13 protein-coding genes are annotated in these 20,534 nt (G+C 55.8%); all 13 read right to left on the reverse strand.

The window, feature by feature from the left end:
- Positions 1 to 120: 120 nt before the first annotated feature.
- From AB4N98_RS25540 to AB4N98_RS25600, 13 genes are read right to left on the reverse strand one after another with little or no spacing between them, the layout of a single operon-like run.
- Complete coding sequence (locus AB4N98_RS25540) at positions 121 to 2,313, reverse strand: hypothetical protein (RefSeq protein ID WP_460148981.1); 2,193 nt, start codon at positions 2,311 to 2,313, stop codon at positions 121 to 123.
- On the reverse strand, positions 2,292 to 3,491 hold the full coding sequence (locus AB4N98_RS25545) for a hypothetical protein (protein WP_460148982.1): 1,200 nt from the start codon (positions 3,489 to 3,491) through the stop codon (positions 2,292 to 2,294). The genes AB4N98_RS25540 and AB4N98_RS25545 overlap by 22 nt, the downstream gene beginning before the upstream one ends.
- Complete coding sequence (locus AB4N98_RS25550; RefSeq protein ID WP_460148983.1) at positions 3,481 to 6,192, reverse strand: chromosome partitioning protein ParA; 2,712 nt, start codon at positions 6,190 to 6,192, stop codon at positions 3,481 to 3,483. Before AB4N98_RS25550 ends, AB4N98_RS25545 begins: the two co-directional genes overlap by 11 nt.
- Before the next feature lie 3 nt (positions 6,193 to 6,195).
- A complete protein-coding gene (locus tag AB4N98_RS25555; RefSeq protein ID WP_273879477.1) occupies positions 6,196 to 8,157 on the reverse strand; it encodes a hypothetical protein in 1,962 nt (653 codons plus the stop codon).
- Entirely contained in the window at positions 8,151 to 11,597 is a 3,447-nt protein-coding gene (locus AB4N98_RS25560) for a DEAD/DEAH box helicase (RefSeq protein WP_460148984.1), read from the reverse strand. The genes AB4N98_RS25555 and AB4N98_RS25560 overlap by 7 nt, the downstream gene beginning before the upstream one ends.
- On the reverse strand, positions 11,594 to 12,937 hold the full coding sequence (locus AB4N98_RS25565) for a protein kinase domain-containing protein (protein ID WP_460148985.1): 1,344 nt from the start codon (positions 12,935 to 12,937) through the stop codon (positions 11,594 to 11,596). Before AB4N98_RS25565 ends, AB4N98_RS25560 begins: the two co-directional genes overlap by 4 nt.
- Positions 12,930 to 13,649, reverse strand: a complete 720-nt coding sequence (locus AB4N98_RS25570) for a PP2C family serine/threonine-protein phosphatase (RefSeq protein WP_460148986.1) — start codon at positions 13,647 to 13,649, stop codon at positions 12,930 to 12,932. Before AB4N98_RS25570 ends, AB4N98_RS25565 begins: the two co-directional genes overlap by 8 nt.
- Positions 13,646 to 14,113: a hypothetical protein gene (locus tag AB4N98_RS25575; RefSeq protein WP_460148987.1), complete on the reverse strand. Its 468-nt coding sequence runs from the start codon at positions 14,111 to 14,113 to the stop codon at positions 13,646 to 13,648. The genes AB4N98_RS25570 and AB4N98_RS25575 overlap by 4 nt, the downstream gene beginning before the upstream one ends.
- A complete protein-coding gene (locus tag AB4N98_RS25580; protein ID WP_460148988.1) occupies positions 14,110 to 15,900 on the reverse strand; it encodes a Card1-like endonuclease domain-containing protein in 1,791 nt (596 codons plus the stop codon). Before AB4N98_RS25580 ends, AB4N98_RS25575 begins: the two co-directional genes overlap by 4 nt.
- Positions 15,897 to 18,665: an FtsK/SpoIIIE domain-containing protein gene (locus AB4N98_RS25585; protein WP_460148989.1), complete on the reverse strand. Its 2,769-nt coding sequence runs from the start codon at positions 18,663 to 18,665 to the stop codon at positions 15,897 to 15,899. Before AB4N98_RS25585 ends, AB4N98_RS25580 begins: the two co-directional genes overlap by 4 nt.
- On the reverse strand, positions 18,662 to 18,892 hold the full coding sequence (locus AB4N98_RS25590) for a hypothetical protein (protein ID WP_096767012.1): 231 nt from the start codon (positions 18,890 to 18,892) through the stop codon (positions 18,662 to 18,664). The genes AB4N98_RS25585 and AB4N98_RS25590 overlap by 4 nt, the downstream gene beginning before the upstream one ends.
- Positions 18,885 to 19,220 carry a hypothetical protein gene (locus tag AB4N98_RS25595; RefSeq protein ID WP_181115997.1) on the reverse strand — a complete coding sequence of 112 codons (336 nt, stop codon included), beginning with the start codon at positions 19,218 to 19,220 and terminating at the stop codon, positions 18,885 to 18,887. Before AB4N98_RS25595 ends, AB4N98_RS25590 begins: the two co-directional genes overlap by 8 nt.
- Positions 19,217 to 20,530, reverse strand: coding sequence for a hypothetical protein (locus AB4N98_RS25600; RefSeq protein ID WP_460148990.1), 1,314 nt, complete (start codon positions 20,528 to 20,530; stop codon positions 19,217 to 19,219). The genes AB4N98_RS25595 and AB4N98_RS25600 overlap by 4 nt, the downstream gene beginning before the upstream one ends.
- Positions 20,531 to 20,534: the final 4 nt, after the last annotated feature.

A 20,534-nucleotide genomic window follows, 5' to 3' on the forward strand; every position in this document is an offset into this window, starting at 1 on the left:
CGCGGCAAGTGTGATCGCGATCGGCGCCTCACCGAAAATGAATACGGATTACACACGACTTCGTACACGTTGAGTGGTCTGGCCGGACTCTTATGAAATCTGATATCGGGTTTCTGTTGCTCATTCGTCATTTTTATCGGAAACGCTGGTTATATGGATCGCGTTTGCGCCATCGTCGCCAGTCAGATACAGCCGCAGGGCGAAAAGCAATTCAGGGGTTTGGTCGCCCTGGGGCTTCTCGATGTTGATCTGTACACGGGAATAAAGGGAACCATTCGACTGTGCAACAAACTCCGTCACACGTTCGACTTGATTGGCCAACTCCTTGGTGATTTTCTGATGGGGCTGAAGAAGCATCCTGATCTGAGCGTGCGGGGAGTTACGTGCTCGAAGCAATCCCAGCAAAAGCTCAAGCGGTTCGGTGGTAGATTGGAGCCAGTTGAGGGTCGTCCTTTTGTCATTAATTTTCTTTCTGGGCGGGCACGGCTTGATTTGACCCAGGACAGTGTTCAGCGAATCAAGAATGGCCGTCATCTGTTCCACATCAAATCGTTCAACAAAGTGCCTGTCTCGCCAGATGGCGTAAGCAAACACACGAAGGGCGCTCTCCGTCGGACGTTCCATAAATCCGGATAAGATGGATTGCTGCCATGGCTCGACAACACGACCGAGCGCAAAGCCGATGGCCCGTGGGTTGTCAATTCTGTCCTTGCTGACCTGCTCGGTTATCCACTGAACGCATTCATCGGGAGCATCGCTGTGCATGCAGCACATTAAAAAACGGATTTCGTCTTTGATCTGTTTCGGAAGCTGACTTTCGTGCAACAGGGACGCGAGGTAGTGGATGTTGGTTCGGGTAGCGTCGGCAAAAGCCTGGGGGCATTCTGCATCGTCAATCGAACGTCCATCACGCCAGGTCTGAATCACAGGGTAATAAAGGGCTTGGCGCATTTTGATGACCTGCGCATTGATTGACCCGTCATCGAAAACCTTGAGGCGCTCTATTTTCTGATGATGTTCACCCGCAATATTTCGGCCGGAGCACTTTCCAGCGTTCTCGACGACTTCAAATGAAATCCTGCTGCCTTCAACAAAGTCCGCGTGGCTTATGCCATCAATGAAGCTTTTTTGATGAATGAAGACTTTTTTTGCAGACAGGTCGGTGTTGGCAAAAGTGAAATACCCTTCGTGCTTGTCCTGGCGCCATCTCGTACTGATGACACCGGTTGTCCTATCTCGGGGCCGTATATCTATATCCTGATCCAGAAGTACGATCGCGTCGGTTATCCAATCAAGCAGGTCAGAGGTTTCATCGCCACCATCCTTTGGCACGTGGTGAAGATCCGCCCATGTCATCGGGGCAGGGTACTGCGGAGCAGGGGCGTCGGTAATGATGACGTCTGCAGTGCGGCACCATGTTGCGTTTACCTGTTGGAACGATCCATTTCGCGGTTTGAAAATCAGTTTGTAAGGATCGTCCGCACCATATTCAAAGGTCAGATGGAGTTTGCATACAACGTCTTTCTCGAGTGGAAACGCCGGAGATTCCAAACGGGCCGAATAACCGAGGTCTTCGGTACTGTCACCCAAAAACAAAGGAAACTGATAAAAAGTTCTTCCAGCGGGGAGCGTGAAATCTTCACCAACCTCAACAGCGACCGGCCTGCCACGCAGCGGTTTGACGGTCGTACCACGGGAAACAAGGTGGAAGCGCCGATGGAGTCCGTCCCTGACAGCCTTGATCGAGAGTTCGGGAATCTGGTCGCGCCACAGTGCGATACCCCCTGCACGTTGTTGCAGCGAATGAAGACGTATGCCTCCCGTCACCGGACTGTTCGTCAAGTTGATCGCGAAAGCGAATTGCCCGATGCGCGGGTCGTTTCTCAGGGTCGCGGCGTCGACGACGGCGGGCTTTGTTGCGCGAGGTGCTTCACGCCATTGCCCTTGATCGTCGAGTGTGGGGATCTCGTATTTTTTTTCTTCATGCATCTCTGGCGACGCGTTCGAGATGATGACTGGAGGATGGCGCTCCCAATAAAACCCGTTCGTTTCGGGCAAGACTTTCTTGAGCTCCGGGTCGAACCTGGCAATCAATTTGGTGACGCAAGTTTTTCCGCCGACACTATCGATAACCACAATCGCGGAGTCATTTCTGACTTTCGAGTAATCAGCTCGCAGAAAGGCCGCGGCGATGCTGCGGGGCAGTGGGATCGCATTCTGGAACCGGGCGTTGACATTGCGGCGGGCAACGTCAAGCTCGAAATCGTTGAGGGCGTCGGGAACCAGCCAGATCAGCGTCTCGTGCCTGAACACGCTGTGTAATCTTGAGGCAAATGCGCGGGCGGCAGGGTCCAGTTGCTCGGGATCGGTTCTGGAAAAAAAAGATCTGCTGAAGACAGGGTAGTCGCCTGCGCATGAGCATAAATTGCATCGGACGTGAAAAGGTCGAGTGCCACCGCGGTATTCGCATCGCGCCATTTTTGCCAGAGAAACGCATCGGGCAGAGATCTGACGGTTGTGCCCGTGGCATAACGAGGGCGCAGGGTGGCGAAATCGACGCAAACCGGGGTACGGATATCTTCAACACTGACGTTGCGGTTGATTGTCTCCGGTACTCGCTGAGCGAGGACTTTTGAGAACCACGGTCGAATTTCGAAGCGGTCGTAATCGAAAAATACCGGCACGTCCGCGAAGCGGTGACTACCGTCCCGCCACATCTGGGCATAGGTGTTCCACAAGCGTTTGGTCCGGATACGTTCCGGCAGCCTCGAATGATCGGCAGAGAGGTCATCCTCCAACGACTGCAGCAAGCGCCAGGCATCCCATACACGGCGGTAGTCGCGGTGCGACAGGAGCGTGTTGTTCGGCGGCAGGTTCTCCCAGCGACCGATGTCGCGGGCCTCGCCGGAACGTAGCCAGGTCAGGATTTGCAAGAGCAGCTCATCTTCGTGTCCGAGAATATCCCGGCGCAGCTCCAGTAGCTGCGCGAGGTGCTCGACAAAGGCTTTTAGCAGGCGGTTTTCTGGCAAGTTGATCGATTGAAACCGACGAACGCCCTGCAGGTAAGGGTTACCTGCCAGTTTTTCTCGGATATTGCGCCCTGGGCGGTTGCTGAGCTTGATGAAACTGTTGGCATCGAGTTCGCGTACGGCATGAACCGGCAGCAGCGCCTGTTCGCGACGAGGCGCTTCGTTAAGCCCACGGAAAAGGCGCTCAACCGAGTGGCGGCTGTGTTCAACGATGCGCCAGAGGCGGTCGCGAACCGGACGCCCTGCAGAAGGCGGCGAATACCCGGACATTCTTGCCAGCACCGATGACAGCGATTGAGGCAGCGCTTGTCCGCTTCTCGGGTCGAATTCGACGGCATGGCAAAACCAGTCTGACTGATCGAGCAACGTGCGGATGACGTCGCTGTCCTTTTGCGTGCCTCGGTTATCGGCGTAAAGCCCGGACAGCGAGATGTCCGCCGGTGATGAAAGGTCAGATATCATTGCCGACGATTCTCCCGGCCTTTACGCTTTCCTCCAGTTGTCTGCGCAACTCATCGCGTTTTTCAGCAGACCTCCCGTTCCACATCTTGTGGCGCTTGTTCTGATCGACCTCGTCTTTCATGTACAAGGTTGGAGGGGTTTCTTCAGCGGCCGTGGTCGAACTCGCGACTCGTTTGTTGTCCTCTGTCGGCGATTGCGAGACTGGCGTATTCAGATAGTTTGCCGATTGCCAAATGAACTGGCCGTAGCCCAGTTCGCAGGCGAGGTCGAAGTCTTCGCGAAGATTGAATGGTTTACCGATAAAAACCCCCGTATTGAGCTGGTTGCGGATTTTATCGAGGCAGTCAGTCTGGCTCTTGCCGCGAGTGTCTATCCCGCGAAGCTTGGGCATGACCTTCTGCACAAGTTGATCTTCGAAGGCGGTGTGCATGGCCTCGGCCAGCAGGGTTTCGTCCTTAGCGTCTTGAGCCGCCCGGACGTCCGGGTAGTTGGCCATGTAATATTCGATGGACTGCCAGACCCGGTGGCCAAGCGCCCGGCCGGACACAGACAACGCCTCATTCAGTTTCTCGATGAACTGCATGAAGGGGTTGATTTGTTCTTCCGAGAAGATGCTTTCTCTGGTCAGCCAGTCATCCCAAGTCTTTCTGTGTAGCGTGTTGCCACGATTACTCTCATTAAGAGGCTTGAGTTTCAGGCGACGTTTAAGCTCGGTCGGACGCGGGAAGTTGATGATAATCGAGCGGTCAATCACCTTGTCAGAAAGTGATTTGGTGGTTTCATCCTGATTCATTGTTCCCGCCCACAGGACGTTACGGCCTAGCGGAAGTTTGTAAGGCTCCATTCCCGCGCCGATTTTTACCGGCAGAAACGGTACATCCTTGCCTTTCTTGCCACGCCGCAGTTCAAGCTTGCTCAAGAACTCGGCAAAGTAGAGTTCAGGGTGAGCAAGGTTCATTTCATCAAGCAGTACCAGGCAGACGGAGTCAGACAACCCCGGATATTCTTCACTCCATTGCTTCTGGCTTTGCGCGAGCAAATGCAGAACCGGCTGGGCGTCGAACTTGTTGTCAATCGAATTGAAGAAGCCAAGCATCGACTCCTGCGAATCCCAGTTTGGCTGGACCGACAGCGGCTCGAAGTAAATGCCGCCAAAGTGCGAGTAGAGGCGCGGCAGTTCGGATTTACCGGTGCCGGAAACGCCTGAGAGTACGGTAACCGGAGACCATTCGGACGTTTTCAGCGCTGTATGGAAGGCTTTCAGGATGCGCGGATTGAAATTCAACCCGTAGGCGGTGCATGCGTTGCCAATGTCCGTGAGCCATTTCATTTCATTGATTTCGCGCTGCGCAGGCTGCACGACTTTTTCTGCAGCGATATGCGGAATCTCGATTTCCTTGTGACGCGCCTCGACTTCCGCAGGGCGTTCGTAAGCAGCGCGAAGGCGGTTGAGTTCGGCTTGCGCTTCGTTTGCCGAACCTTCGAAGATAGAAGCCCTATGCGACAGGGACACGTTTTGCGCATGGAACTCGGCGTTTTTGCGGCGCAACTCGCCGACCTCCGCAACATCGGCGCTGTTGCTCTCGAGCTGTCGGGACAGTTCGTCTGCTCGGGCCTTCTGAGTTTTGTACTCCGATTCGAGCGCCTGGGTCCTCAGACGCATTTCTTCGGTGGGCCTTGTGGCGAGATCTTCCCGCAGACGCTTGAGTTCATCGGTCTGGCTGTTCAACTCTCGAAGGACCTCGGCCGGGTCGTGACCGCCAAGCTTACGTTTCAACTGCTCAAATACGCCCAGTAGGTCGGTTTGTGTAGCGAGGCTGTCCCGCAGGCGCTGGTTATCCTCGACATAGGATTGTTTGTGCTTGTTCAGTGATTTGTGTGCTTCCTCCAGATTCGCAGCAAGTTCCTCAGCTAGTAAGTCGTTCCGTCTGATCCATTGTTGCTCCTGCCGCTGCTCTCTGCGCTCCAGATTCCGCTCGGAAATTTCCAGCTCCATTTTTCTGCCATGGATGTCGCCTTGCAGGGCAGACAGCGCGGCTTTCTGTTTCGCTAGCTCCGAATATTCCTTGTCCAGCAATGCGCGGGCGTCTTCGTGATGCTTCGCCCAGGCTTCGCGTTCTTTGGCGATGTCGGTGCGGATGCGGTCGCGCTCAACGTTTTCGGCATCGCAAACTTCGGACAGGCGTTTGGCCCTCAGCTTGGTGATCTCTTCTTCGAGGGAGGAAATTTGCTGTTCACGGTTTTCGGCAATCTTTCGTTCGGCGTCGGCACGCAGAGTGCGTAACTCATCGCTCAGGCCAGTACGTTTATTGCGAAGTTCAACTTCCAGCCCGATACGTTTATTGTGCAGCTCAACTTGCAGTTCGGCACGTTTATCGTGCAATTCATCTTCGAACGCGGCACGTTTGTCGCGCAGTTCGACTTCCAGTTCGGTGCGCTTGTCGCGCAACTCAGTTGCCAGCGCAGCGCGGTCGTTGGCAAATCCGGCCTCGTGTTTTTGTTCATCAGCCTTGAGTTTTTGCTCGAGCTCATTGAGCTCGGCCACCTTATGATTCACTTTGGCAATCGTGCGCTGTTTCTCTTCATCAAAGGATTGTTGACGCTTGGCAAGCGCCTGTTCACGGGCAGCTATTTCGGTTTCTCGGATCAGCTCAGCGGCATCCTGCTTCGCGGCATCTTCCAATTTGCCAGAGTGCTCCATACCCTATACCTCTATCAGTGTCTTGATTATTTTGTAAGATGCTTTGCGAAGTTGCGCGACTTGCTCTTTTAGCATTGGCAGCGGTTCATTGCCGTGGCCCCGCTTGGTAATCACAGCTGTCATATCGTCCACGAAAGACGGGGCAGTACTGGCAATTGACTTCAATACGTCCTCATCAGCCATCAGTAGAAGGGCGATCACGCAGGCCCCCAGGGACTGTCCGACACCCTGCAAGGTTTGACGCACCGCCGAAGGCCTGACCGTGCGCAGACCTTCAGGCAATTTGCTGCAGAGGCCGGCATTGATAGCTCTGGTTCCGGCGACAGCGATAAGCTGCGCATCGTCGGCCTCAGGGGGTAACCAATAGATCAGCGACACCTCGAAGACGGACTGCAAAGCTGCGTAGAGATCGCGAACGAATGCGAGTGCATCGTCCCCGTCCTTGAAAGACAGAAAGGCGCGCTCGGCATGAACGAGCCGGTCTTGCAGATTGGCCCCGAAGCGGTTGAATGTCTTGTAGCCGAACTCGCTCTGCAGGCTGGCGCGGGAATCCAGCAACGAGTCTGCGCGAAAATCGCTGTCTGTGTCGGAAGGAGAGGTAGACGCGAGAGTCTGTGAAAACTTGATCTGCACTAGCAATGTCTCGATGATTTCACGCATCAACGTTGCGTCCGACAGTTCCATCTCCGGGGCGTCAGCCTTGCCTTTGCCGTGGCCCTTTTCATCGCGCTGCTTTTTGATGTGAAGAAGCTGGTTTATGAGCTCTGGTTGCTGTTTCGCGAGGCGCCGCAAGGGATTGGACTCATCGTCTTCTGCTTGCAGGATGGCGATGGCGAGGAGGGTCTCCAGTTCCGCCTTGCCGTTCTGAAAATCGATGAGTTTGCCTTCTCTTATGGGTCTGAAGCCCGATCGCGGCGCAGTCAGGCCGATCTTGGTCGCGGCCTGCGCGAGCAAGGCGCAATGCTCTTTAGGCTCTGTGAACTTGAGCCCTTCCAACTTACTTTCATAGGGAGACTTGATGCATGCGTAAAACAGGGCCCATTCCAGAGCCGAGTAGATCTGAGCGATAGAGTGAAAGGGGGCATTGGGCCGTAGGCGCAGAGTGTGAAGAAGTTTTGGAAAGCGCAGCCAATTGTCTTCGGTCTCGAATGCCTCCTTCGGCTTTTCGTCCTGGTTGTGCGCCTTCGTGTTGCTCAGTGAGGCTTTCCAGTTTTTCAACCAGTTGGCCTGCGCTTCATTTTGTTCAAGCAGATGTTCAAATGCCCGTTCAAGGATCAATGAGAAACCATTGCCGAACGGGTCGGCGATACGGAATTCACCATCGCTTTTCTGGATTGCAATCGGACAGTGGAGGAAATGCCGTTCTGCTTTATCGATGATCATGATTTTCTGAATCGGCGGAATATTCTCCTCCCGTCCCGAAGCCGCGGATCTTCTCTGTATCACGCGTACTAAGCTGATGATATCGCGCTGAGTGGGAGGGCTATGCGTGTGGGCGTCATTCAGCGGGATGCGCCTATAGCGCTTGTTCTCTTCCTGTTTCTGCAATGGATTGTTGTCGTCCAACCAGTGCATGAATGGCAGCATCTGTCCGGTGACGAGTTCGCGAAACACCAGCGCGGTGGCAAAAACCGGCACTTGCTCATCGTCGTTAGCATCGACATCTTCCTTTTCGACAATACCGTTGAATGGATCAATCAGTGCCTTGTCCTGCAAGCGCAGAAGGATGCTTTCGATCAGGTCGAGTGGAATGCGGGTTTCCTCCGCCAGTGCCTGAGCGTCCATCGCACCGGATACCGCGAGGAGCTTGAGAATGAGTTGTTCGAAGGCGTTGAGGCGCTCGCCATCTGCAATGGGTTTTGGCAGGGTCACGCGATAAGTGTTCACTGGCCACATCAGATCGCGTTGCCCGCCAATGGCAGCACCGAACGGCTTTGGTGTGCCGTAGTCCAGGAGTTTCAACATTGCAGAATGACTCCCTGTTCCTGGCAGAGACGATGGAAATCCACCAGTCCCGGGATATGCTCGGCGGCCAGTTTTCCGTGCAGCAGACCTGAGTCGCCAACCACTACTAGCAGTTTTTTCTGGCGGCTCATCGAGACATTGAGGCGGTTATAGAGGCAGAGGTGACCGAATAGAGACCGTGCCTGCTTCTCTTGACTCTGTTGGGAGGTTTTCCAGTCTCTAGGTAGGGTTCTCACGGTCGACAGAAACACGACATCGAATTCCATGCCCTGAAACGAGTCCACCGTGCCGATACGGAGCCTCTTCTCGTTTTCCGCAAACGCACCGAGTTGATCCCTGATGAGTTCCGATTGCGCCTTATAGAACGAGATCACTCCAAAAGTCAGATCCTTGCCAGCGTCGCAATCCATCCACGTCCTTAATTGGCGTGAGATGACAGTGGCTTCCGCCGGACGTATCCAACTGGTGTCGCGGCGCAGATGCTTGCCTTTTTCCACGGGAACCTCCAGCCAGACCGCGGGTTTGCCGTCGGTGTCTGGAAGGGCATGGACGAAATCGCTGGGAGGTCGGCCGGACTCGAACTTTTCGGATGGATCGAAATGCTCATAGAAGTTACGGCTGATGAAGTCGCCGAGGGTCGGGTGCATGCGATATTGTTTGTTCAGCGTGACTCGCCGCGTGATCTTGTCGTTGTCCTCCAGTGTTTTCAGGCGCTCTGAGAACAGGTACTGGAACATCGATCTCTTGAGCCATTCGGATTCCGACGGTCCTGTTTCGCCGGTTTCCATCTGGCCGGCCACTTCTTCGTCGATGATATGGGGCAGTTGGCGGTGGTCGCCGACGAGAATGATGCGCTTGCCCTGTGCCATCGGCACCATTAGGTCACGCGGCGAGACTCGTGCGGCTTCGTCGACGATCACATACTCGTATTCCAGTCTCTGCTGGTTGTCGTTGCCATCATCGCCCTTGATGCCTTTCTGTTTTTGCATTTTTCCATTCACGCTCTGCTGACAGGTGGCCGCGAACGCGAAACTGTAATCAGACACTGCCTCCAGCATGGCGTAAGGGTTGCTGTCGAGTTCAGCGAGGAACTCGGCCAACGCGGCAGAGCGCTTGTCCCTGGCAGTATGTCCCACGGCCTTGATACGTTTGATTGCCAACTCTGCCAGCGCAACGACGGCGTCATTGCGCTTTTCTACGCGAAAGACGGGAGGGGTGGTGAAGCGCACAAGCAGTCTTCTCTTCAGGTTTGCCAGCGCCTCGAGAAATGCCGGCGGTCCATCTTCGGCGCGCCACAGGCTGGCATTGTCCAGTAAATCCTGATCGGCCTGTTCAAGCATGTCGCGCAAGTCGTCCAATGCGTCAGCGGCTCGTTCTGGTCCATCGTCTGCGAAACTCTCGGAGCGGCAGCGAATACGGCGCACGACATCCAGCCATTGGCCAGAACTGTCATTCAGCTTTTCTTCCTGACGCATCCTGTTCAGCAGATTCACGGCTTGGCGTGCAGCGTGCTCGCCGAGAACCCGAATGCCTAGCGAAGCAATTTTTTCGGCGAGATCTGCACCCAATGCACGCGTAGGCGTTTGGATATAGTGCAGGCACAGAAGCTTGATTTCCGTTTCCTGCTCGATTTCGGCAATTTGCGGATTTCGCTCGCGCAGTTCAGTTGCAAGTTTTGCGCACCATTCGTCCATCCTCTTTTCGAAAATGCTTAATTCTTCTAGCGGTGTATTGGAGCGCGTGCCGAACTTGGGAACGGGAAGACCATTGAGCGACATTCGCTCGATCATGTTTTCGACAGCGTCATGCTGGAAACCGGTCAGCAGCACTTGGCCTTTTATACTCGCGCCGCGTTTGTCGGCCATCTCGTTCAGCCGTTCGAGGATTGCGGCGATGACGGTGGTTTTGCCGGTCCCGGGTGGCCCTTGAATCAGTGCAATGTCGGGCGTTTCCAATGCGCAACTGATTGCCTCCAGTTGCTTCGGGGTGGGGGCTTCCTTGAACACCTTGCGGCGAACAAATGCCGACAGCGGTGCAATTGACGGTGGCTTGCGGGCCGGTGCGATTTCCCCTTTTTCCTCGATCAGCAATCCGAGTTGCGGGTTGGCTGCGCGCCCCTCACTGATCGAGTGGCGGGCCGATAACCGTCGCTTGATCTGGGTGATTTCTCCCGCCAGCGAGAGGATGAAAAGGCCCGATCGCGCTGGCAAGGTTTCAGTCTTGAGCGTGAGTGTTTTCGATTCCTTGTCGAAAGCGATCACCTTGAAATGGGTGTTTGCCTTTTTCCGCTCTTCTTGTTGAAGAAGCTTTTCTTTTTCTACGGTTCGCTCGATTCCGCTCGCGAAATCCTTGAAGCGCAGTGATCCGTCTCTCAGGTAATCCGGGAGTTCTTCAATCAATTTGACTTCGGGCACAAGGCCTTGCTCCAAAGCTTTCAAAGCAGTCTCGTAGGCTTGCGAAATGCGAACAGAGACCGTTCCGTCCCGTTTCTCGGCCATGTCGGAAAATTGCAAGGCGCCGACTGTCCGTGCTCGCTTGAGCAGCAATTCGCCTTCGAGATCACCGAATTCATCCCATTTTTTCAGATAGCTGACATCGTCCTGCGTCAGTTCGGTCAACTGCGCCTTGGCGAAAACGCTGATCTGACCTGTCTGTGACCAATCAGTAAAGCGCAGCGAGCCTTTGACCAGGCGCAGTGCGCGATCCGTCCTGCCTCGGGCCTTGGTCATGCGCGTGGTCAAAAAGATCGATTTACCCTCCGGCAGCGAGGTTTGTGTCGCAACAAAGCGAATGCCATCGCCAGTAACACAGAAGGAATTGCTGCGGGTCGGCTGTTTGTCCTGGCTGAGGGCTGTGTGGCCAATCGCGATATCGTCCTCATCTGCGGTTTCCGGGTCTTGCTCCAAGTGAGCGTCACTGTCGCTGCTCGTCTTGTTCACGGCAGGCTCCGGCTTCAACGCTTCATCAATTGCGGGGCCAGCGATCAAGAAAAAGAATGAGCTGCCGTCTTGTCGGAAACAGCAATGCTCATCAAGCACTCTGTAAAGACGTTCACCTTTGGTTTGACCCTTGCGCCCGGTGATTTCGTTGATCTTGGTTTCCACATATTCGTCCACCCCAATGTCGACTTCACCCATCTCCAGGCACCCACCTGAGAAGAATGCGATTTGCAACTCCATGCTGCCATCGGCGGCAGGATTGACCAATCGCGCCAGCATTGCGCGTCCGCTGGCGAGTTCCGCATTGAGGCGACGGGTGTCGATGGCCGCGACGGTCCGCACGCAGAGGAGTGAGTCTTTGAGACGCAGATCGAAATCGTCGGGACGCGCCGCATTGGTCTCAATCGAAAGGACTGCGCGACCCTGCAAGCCTTCCACCGCGCTGTCAGGCTGCTTGACGCGGATCGTAAGGATCTCGGCCGGAATGTCGTCGAACTTCATTTCTCTGCTCCTGCGAATTTGAAAACCAGGGTGTCGGGAAAGGTTTTCGTCCCTCGCACGGGGTGTGCAGTCTTGTCGTCGAAGTCGAGAACGGCCTCGTACGCTTGCGCGTTGTTATGCTCGAATGAAAATGGGTGAAACAAACGGTGCGGCAAGGAAAACTCTTTTGCGTCGGCCGGGATCACGATTTCCCCACGTGGCGTTATGGCGCGGGCAAAGGGCGGTCGGGGGGCACGGCAAAAAGGACATTGCGTATGGTTATCGGCAAAGTAACTCATGGCGCAGGCATGGCATTGCAGCGAAAGGTCGAAGGCTTTCTTCAATTCCAGCGCCCAGAACGCAATCGTCGGACGGCGATGCGGCTGATTTCTCCCGGCGCCGAAGGTTTCGTGGAAAAGCCGCCGCAGCCCAGCCGTCGCGACCAGTTCGCGGGGCAAACCGGTATCACCCTCGTTCGAATCGTCGTCCTCGTCATCGATAAAAGGGAAATACCCGGCATAGGCCTGGTCCTGCAGATCGGCAGGGCGCTCGTCTGTCGTCGGCTCGGCGTCCCAACCGCTGTCTTCATCCTCGGGCTCCAGCACTTTCTTGCCGATGAATGGATGGCAGAGTGCGAGTGTCTTGAATGCCATCACGGCAAATGCCCAGCAGTCCGATCGCGGGCGCGAAGAATCGGTTGCCCGAACAACTTCCGGAGCACCATAACCCGGCGTATAGACGGAAGTGCCTTCACCAGGCATTTCCAGACGCATATTGTCGGCATCAATAAGCCAGACATCGCTTGCGTGCTCGGCAATGAACGCATTGTCCGCGGAGATGTCGCCGTACACCAATCCCGCGCTGTGCAAACGGGCGAGGATTGATGCACATTCCGCCAACGCAAACAGGCGGCGCCGGGTTGAGCCTGTGTTGGCGTAATGCCACAGACGCAATGCCAACTCCCGATCAGGAACGGCTGCCAGCCACCGAGGAAGTGCAGGGTTCTGAGATTCGAGCGCTTTTTTCGCATCGCCGTCGAGATCGAAAAAATTGAAGGGTTTCATGCCGTTCAATAGCCGCATTACATAGCCAGGCTCATCTCGCAGAATGGCCAGAGGCAGAGAAACAGGAATGCGCGACGGAATTGGCAACAGACGGATGTTCTGGAAGCGACGGCGCAGGTCGGCTTTTGTGTCCGGCTCACCCGAGGTGTCGAGTGGTTGCTTGATCGCCAGATCAGCATCTCGCGTACGGTACACGACGCCCTGGCCACCTCTGGCAAGTTCTTCAGTGAGGTAATGCTGATTGCCGTAGTCATCGCAGAGTGGTTTTGTGTGAGCGGTTCGTGCGGGCTTATCCATGGCTGATCTCCTCACAGCAGAGGCAGGCGATAGTCTTGTCGTCGCTGTGCTTTGGTGTTGGCCAGTTTTCGAGCATCTCTTGCAAACGCTGGTTGGCAGTCATCGTGGCGAGAGAACGATGTGCCTCCATTACGCCGGTCACGAAGCCGTCGACATCGTCCAGGTCGTCTGCGACACCGTCGGTGCAGAGCAAGATGCCCAGGCAGTCTTGTTCTGGCAGCGATGTAATCTGCCAGTCCCTCCCGGAGTCGCTCGATGACAGTGCGGCCGTGATGTTTGAAAAGCTCTGTGACTTGTCCTCGCTAAGCGCCAACATCGAGCCGTCGAACCTGACGGCGGCGAGCAAGCCATCGCCCAGCATTCCTAAGTGGATGACGCCATTTCCAAGCCGGAATGCGAACAGGCAGGTGGCTGCACAATCGCGGGGTTCAAGCGGCGCAATAAGTGATAACCAGTTGGACTGGATACATTGCGACAGGAATCGAGGGGTTATTTCGCTTTGTCCACGGCAGGCGTGTGCCGCGCGTTCCACTGCAACACAGGCAGCCGCGCTGCCAACATTGGACAACGGCTTGGAGCCGAGCCCGTCGCAAACAACGATGCCATCCCCCCAGTTATGATGGAACGATGCCCAGGCATCCTGGTTGGGAGTCCGCAAGGCTATATGTGCCGGGCCTCGAACGCTTGCACCAAAACTTTTCCAGAGCATCATGCTGAACAGTCTTCCAGCCAGCCGTCGAGCGCGGCGAAGAGCTCATCAGTCACAAACACATCGGGGCCTTTGAGTCGTGGATTCGCATCTGCGCCTGTTTTGATAATGCGTAGCGTGTCGGGCGGCAGGCTCGCGGACCATTGCTTCAGTAGTTTCGTATCGGCGTGAGACCAGAACCCATCGGAAAGCAGCAGGATTTTCCCTTCAGGTTGCGTTCCGAGCAACTGAATCAGGGCTGCAACGCTAGACGTTCCACGGCAAGCAAGCAGTTGCGCCGGATACTCCTGATTCTCGGACCAATCGGGGAAGTACGCTTCGCCGGCCCAGGCACACAATCTGATTGGTGTGCGGCCATAACCCAAGCGTATCCACTGCGCAATCGTCATGACGGTTGTTCGCATGATGAATGGCTTTGCCAGATCAGCCATGCTGCCGGAGATGTCACACACCACGAAGAGCGTCATACAGACGCTCTCATTGACTTGGTACGTTGCGCAATCGCGGTCATCAGCGCGTCGAGTTGCGCTGAAAAGGTGTCTCCACACCAGGGTGTCAAGCGTGCGTCGTCGATCTTTTTACGCACCGACTCCGACCGGGGAGGAAAACAGCAGGCAATGATTCCACGCCCCTCGACGCCACCGTAGTAGCGCACCAGGTTCTGCAATTTCATCACTTGTTCCTGGCTTACGTAGCCCGCCTTGCATTCCACTATGTAGAGCGAACGACCATCGGTGAACGTAACATCGAGTTCATTATGTGGAACGTTGTCATTGAATGATTTGGCACTCGACCGATTCAGTTGCAGCGTCAGATTGATGCGCAGGTCCTTGATGATCCCGCTGTCTTCGTACGGCTTGCAGCGCAGATAGACGTATTCCTCGAACCAGCCGCCGGACAGGTATTTCGGGAAGTCGGCCCAGTCGTTGAAATGCAAATCCAGCCCGTTGCCCACGACGGAGGCGACGTTGCCTTTGGCAAAGCTGAAAACGAAACCACTGTTTTCGATAACGAAGGGCGTGAGTGGCGCATTTCTTTGCTGCTCTCTTTCGTGTTGGCTGCTGTAGCTGCACAGTTGTTTGTAGTCTTTTGAGAGGGCGCTACGGTGCTTCCAGAGTTTTTCGGTCAGACGGCGGCGGTCTGACGATAGCTCCCGCAACGGTGCAACGGAGGACAACTTCAGTCCATCGGCATTGAGCAGCAAAAACGTTTCGACCGAGTCAATCGGTCTGATGGTTTCGCGGCGAAGGCTGTCGACATACGTCACGCGCTGGTTGCGACTGTCGAAGTAGAACGGGATGGCTCCCAGCGCACGGGCTGCGGAAAGCGCCCCGGCGAACATCAGTTTCGTTCCGCCCGTCAGGTTGACGCCGATGCGCGCGCCTGCCGGCAAAGTCCTCGCATGGCCGATGATTTTTTCCTGAACGTCGTGAGCATCCCAGGGATCGACGGCAAGTTCGGCAAAGTTTGCGTCGTGAATGAATGCCCGCATGCAGGCCGCCGGAAAGTCCTTCGAGTTGACGAAAACATGCTGGCTCGATGCAAACTGACGGATGCCGAGTAGAGAGGGCATGCGTTGCTCGCCAAAGAGGTGAAAGGTCACATCAAAGCCGTCATGGGTTTTGCTTGCCGCACTCTGGCTGACACCATGTCGTTCGAGCCATTCCGCAGGCAAGCTGATGGCTTCGGGTGGTTTGCCAATGACAGGCGAAACGATCAGGCGCTTTTTAAGAGTTGGATGTGCGAGTGCCGTCAAGGCCCAGATGAAGGCCATCACCGGTGTGCCCGGGCTCAAATAGAGGGTGACTAGTTTGTCTCCGGCTGTCTTCTCAACAGAATCCAAGGCACGCATGGCGCAAGCGTAGATGCCCTCGCTATCGTTGAGCTCGCGCAGCATCTCGCTCTTGAGCGAGATGTCTGTACGCTTGCCGAGAGTCTGCAGCTTATCTTTCAGCCAGAGGGCATAGTGTTCATGTGCCGCAGGAGTGTTGGCAAAAGTCGACACAAACTCGCTGGTGACGCTGTATTCATTTTGTTGGTTCGAGTCGTGGATCAACGCTAGCTTTTCTGCCAGGTCGCCCTGACTCCCGGCGTGCTTGTCGATTTCGTCATCCGTCCGTGTATAGCAAAGGATAACGACTTCACAGTAGTCCTCCGCCTCGAGGGCTCCGGCGATCGGACCGATGGTGTTTTCGAACCCCAGTGAGGCGCGGAAATCCGTGAGGCCATACCAGGTAAGCAGGAATTTCTTCATAGGGAACTCTTCTGAACGTAGGGCCGGAACCATGAAGTCTCATTGGTCATTCTGTTCATCAGAACGGCGCGATTGGATTTTTCGATACCTTTGAACTTGCCAATGCCTCCACTGGCAAGCAGAGATCCGGCGTCGTCTTCGTTCATGCAATACGCTACGCGCAGCTCAAAAAAGGCGAAGAGATCCTTGCAAAGGGCAGCGCAGCGTTGCCATCGCTCTACGAAGGCGAAAACGAACACGCCTTTGCGCGGTCCATCTTCGGCAATGCGCTTGAGGAGATCGCCAGGAGAGGGCGGTTCGCCTGCTTTCACCGGTTTGTACGAGGCGGATGGATACAGTTGTTTCTCGGAATCAAGGCCATCGATGATCAATGCGACACGGCGAGTGCCGATGCCGTCCGCGATCGCTTGCAGCGGTAACTCAGCGACGTTGTCGAACACTCTCAAGCGTGTGCCGAGTGCCCGCGTAGCGTTGAGGAATCCGCCGTCGGAAGTGACGCCACGGCCGTTGAAATAAATGATCTCATCGAAACTGTCGAGCGCAGCCAGGCTGGAAAGGGTGGTGGTGAGCAAGCCGTCATGGATAGGGTCGTTGTAGCCACTGAACAGCACATTGAATGCCGAGCGGTGGACAAGTGGGACCGTGAGTTTGTCGGCATCAAATGTCAACCGCTCCCCCAGAAGCAGCACCTCTTGTTTTGCGCAAGCCGTCTGATAGTCGATCGCGACTGGTGGTTCGGGCATATGGGAGCCACTGAACACTTTCGTTTTGCCCGACATGCCACGCGCTGTCGCGTAATCCGCCAGCCTTCTGATGTGTGTTCGGCAGAAGCTGCTTTCTGCCAGTGGAATCGAAAACTTCAAATTGCCGGACTTGGCACCGTTGGCGTTATTGATGATTCCCTCTGGTGGGCTACGCAACTCGGTTGCCGCCCAGTTGTTCGCTCCGAGGATCATTGCGGAGTCTTCCTGGCCACAGGCCAGTGCTATGCGACAACCCAGTTGGGTAATGATGCTTCCCAGCGACAGGGCATTGATGCCTTTAAGGGTCTGCGTCGCGAGAAGAATATGAATGCCGAATGAGCGACCCTGCTTCAACAATTGCGAGAGCCGGTGCTCTGCTGCCTCCGCGACCGGGCGATTACCTGCAAAGAGAACCTGAAATTCGTCTATGACCAGAAGAATTCGCGGCAACGGAGCCTTGGTGGCTTCGCGATATTCGACGAAGTCGCGGACTTTTACAGTCTTGAACATGGATGCCCGCTTTTCCAGTTCGCCCACGAGATGTTGGAGCACCGTCACTCCGTATTCGGGATCGCTCTCCGTAGCGACCAGCCGGGCATGGGGAAGCGGCGGGTCCGCGTAGATGTTGAACTCTGTTGATTCCTTGTAATCCAGCAGGTAAAGATCAACTTCTGCCGGTGAGTATCTTTCACATAGCGTGTGGATCAGCACATGCAGCAGGTTGGATTTTCCGGACCCGGTTTTACCGGCGAGCAGTGCATGGTGCTCGGAGGTTGTTGCACCGAGGATCAGAGGCGTGGGACCTCCGGCGCTGGTCCAGCCGATGGGGATGTCGAAGCCGCCGCAGGTCGTCGCACCTTTGGCAAAATCCGTCCAGAGATCAGGCATCGATTTGCTTAACCGCGCTTTCGCGGCATACAGATCGGCGAGCGCAGAGAAATAGCTACCCAGCGAGTCTTGCCGAGGCCATTGCTCGGGCTGGTACGTCAATGAAAGTCCGCAATGCTCGCTGTTCCCGGCGTTGAACAGTGTGTCGAATGCCGTGGTAGAAGCGTTTATCGTCGCCCGAAATTTCTCGTAGCGCGGGTCTTGAAGGCGTGCGCCGTCAATCGCGATGATGGGCAAGACCCCGCAACGCGGACCGCTCTCGCAAATCCGCTGGAGGAACCACAGGCTCTTGTCCGAGAGCTGTTCCGGCACGTTGAACAACACCAGCACCTTGTAAGGAAGGGGGTTGTCGGCGTTGTTTGCGTTATGTTCCGACCAGTTGGACGACAGGTCATTGAAGCGATGTTGAATCAGTTGCTCGACTTCATCCTGCAATTTGCCAAGCGCGGCCTCGATTTCGTCCGAGCGCGTGAGCACTCGTTGTTCCGGTACCAATTGTTCGACTTTGAGCAGAGACAAAAACGGCTCGAGCGATTGCCCGAGGCGCAGCGGGTCGACGAGTGTTAACTCCAGTTGTCCTGGTGGCAAAGCCGAGAGCAATCGCAAGAGCAGCTGATGTGCCCACTTTTTGTGTGCCGGGTTGTCTTCCGACAGGGCGAGGGCATGGGGGAACGGGAAGGGAAGGACGTGAGGGACAAAGCAGGCAAGGTCCTCGAATCCTACTCGATACGCGCCGAATGAAATGTTCGTGGGTATTTCTGTCGCTGCCAACGAAGCAGTCGGCGCTAAATCCATCAGCGCGGGCTGGTGTCGGCGAAGTCGTACATTCAAGTGTACGGCTTCGGCCGCAATGCTTTCCCATTTGCGGGTGAGCGTTGATCGCCAACTCGATTTGCGCTGATCCCGGCTGGCGTCCTCATACTTTCTTTCGGCCATGAGGCGGTACACCGTGTCTTCATCCAAGGGGGGCCGGTGTTTCGCCATGTCTTTTTGCAGATCGAGGATAGCTCGATCTTTCGTCCGCGCGGCGGCATCGAATTCGCGATTGATGCGCGCCAGTCCTTCGCGGTAATCAGCGAGGGCTTCGGTGATCCTGGTCATGGTGTGGTCGGGGGTGTTCAGGGAACCGTTCATGTCTCTGGTCCCTCTGATCTCGCCTGGAGAATTTGCGCTTCTTCCAGGATGCCATCGATGATCAGCACCTGCCGTTGGTAGCCCTCGCTGAAACTGCGCAGTGAATCGATATCCTTGAGTATCGGGGTCAGCACCTCGGCGACAATAGAGCTGGCAAATGCATCCGTAGCTCCTTCGGTGAACCTGCCAGTGCAAACCTTCATCAGCCCCATGACATCGTCAAACATTTGCGTCTCCCATCTCATCATCCATGGGCAACTCCAGAACCTGAGCATCCGCGGCGATTGTCGGAAACAGCGATACACATACCGCGCCCGGCAATAGATAACTGGATTTGATCCGGGGATTGCCTTTCCAGATCCCATTCAGGAACGCTCGCCAATCCTCTTCGGACAAGTCGATCGATTGGCAATCGGCTGTCAATGCCAGGAGTTGCGCCGTGGCCGCGTCAATGTCATCCATGTGGCCGTTGTTGACCGCATGTTTAAGCAGGTCAACGGCATCCCGGACCGGCGTGAGGATGTCGGGGTCAACAATGGCAAATCGTACTTTCATGGCCGTTCCTCCTCGCTTTGGCGAATGAAATCCAGGCAGGACTGATCTATGTCGTTTTTCCTCGGCAGCATCCCCACCATCGGCGAACCGGCCTGCCGCAAGGCGTCGCGAAGCTCTTTCTGCTTCTGCGGTGAGAGGTCCTGGACGTCTCGCGAGCAAAGCGTGCATTGCGCATCCGCCTGCTTGTGGCCCTCGGCTTGAAAAACCATGTGGTCCTTCTGCGCATACAGGTACTGCGCCTTGCCGCATTTCACTTCGAATGCCATCGAACCGCCCACCGGCGCGCCCATACCCTCGCCACGCCCCAGAATCACCGGCACTCGCAAGTCCGTTATCAGCAGGTCGGTTTTGGTGTATCGCCCGTTGTCGCCAACGAACGTCCGGCCTTGCGTTTCGATCCGTCCTCCCAGTGGAGCAAGTGCGTGTCGAACGATTTGCTCGCCGAACTCGCCACACAGGTGTATCCGTGCCCGACGTGCGACGATGTTGCGCTCTACGTCGCCATTGGCGGTGACCCACTGGCCGCGATACTTGTCAATCAGCCTGCGGTAATCAGGATTACGCTGGTAGAGATATTCCTGCAGCAAGTGTCGGTGCTCTGCCGACAGGTTCATCCGGTCTCGCAGTACATCCGGCGTGATAGGGCCACCGTGTTGCGTCGGGTCCCATTTCAGCCAGGCATGGAAGTCAGCAGCGCTGGGATTCGTCGCGAGGTAGGCATCCAGTGCCTGTTGCGCAGCCGCCAAACGAGCGATGCCGATATCGATGGCCTGCGTCACGGACAGGAGTCGTGCATTGCATTCCAGCAACGCCTGAGCCAACGCCTGGCTCGCCATCGCCAGAGCCTGCTTTGTCAGATCTACCCGTCGCTCCATGGCCTGACGGTTCTCTGTGGCCCGTTCGAAATCGGCCTGTGCCAACTCCAGCATGCTCTGGGCCTGGTCTGTATCCGCTTGCGCTTCGTCAACGCAAGCGTACTCCCACGAGCAGTCCGGGCCTGCCCCGTCGTCGTTGGCATCCGGCTGAGCAAGACAGGCCGACAGCGAGGACTCGGCAGAACCGATCCACGATTGGCTGCTATCCAGGGCCTGCTGAGCGCTTTCAAGCGCCTGATGGGCCGCTTGCTCCTGCTGGATAGCACTTTCCAGCAGGTTTTCGCTGCACTGCGACTCGTTGCGAGTGTCTTCGCATTGGTGTTCCACCGCCGCAATTTGGGCGTGGCAGGAGAACTCCAGCGCCTCGCGTACTGACTGCAAATCGCGCACGAGGTCTTCCAGATTCTCCACTTTGCCGATTGAAACTTGTGCCATCGCG

It is taken from the genome of Pseudomonas sp. S3_E10 (genome assembly GCF_054667615.1).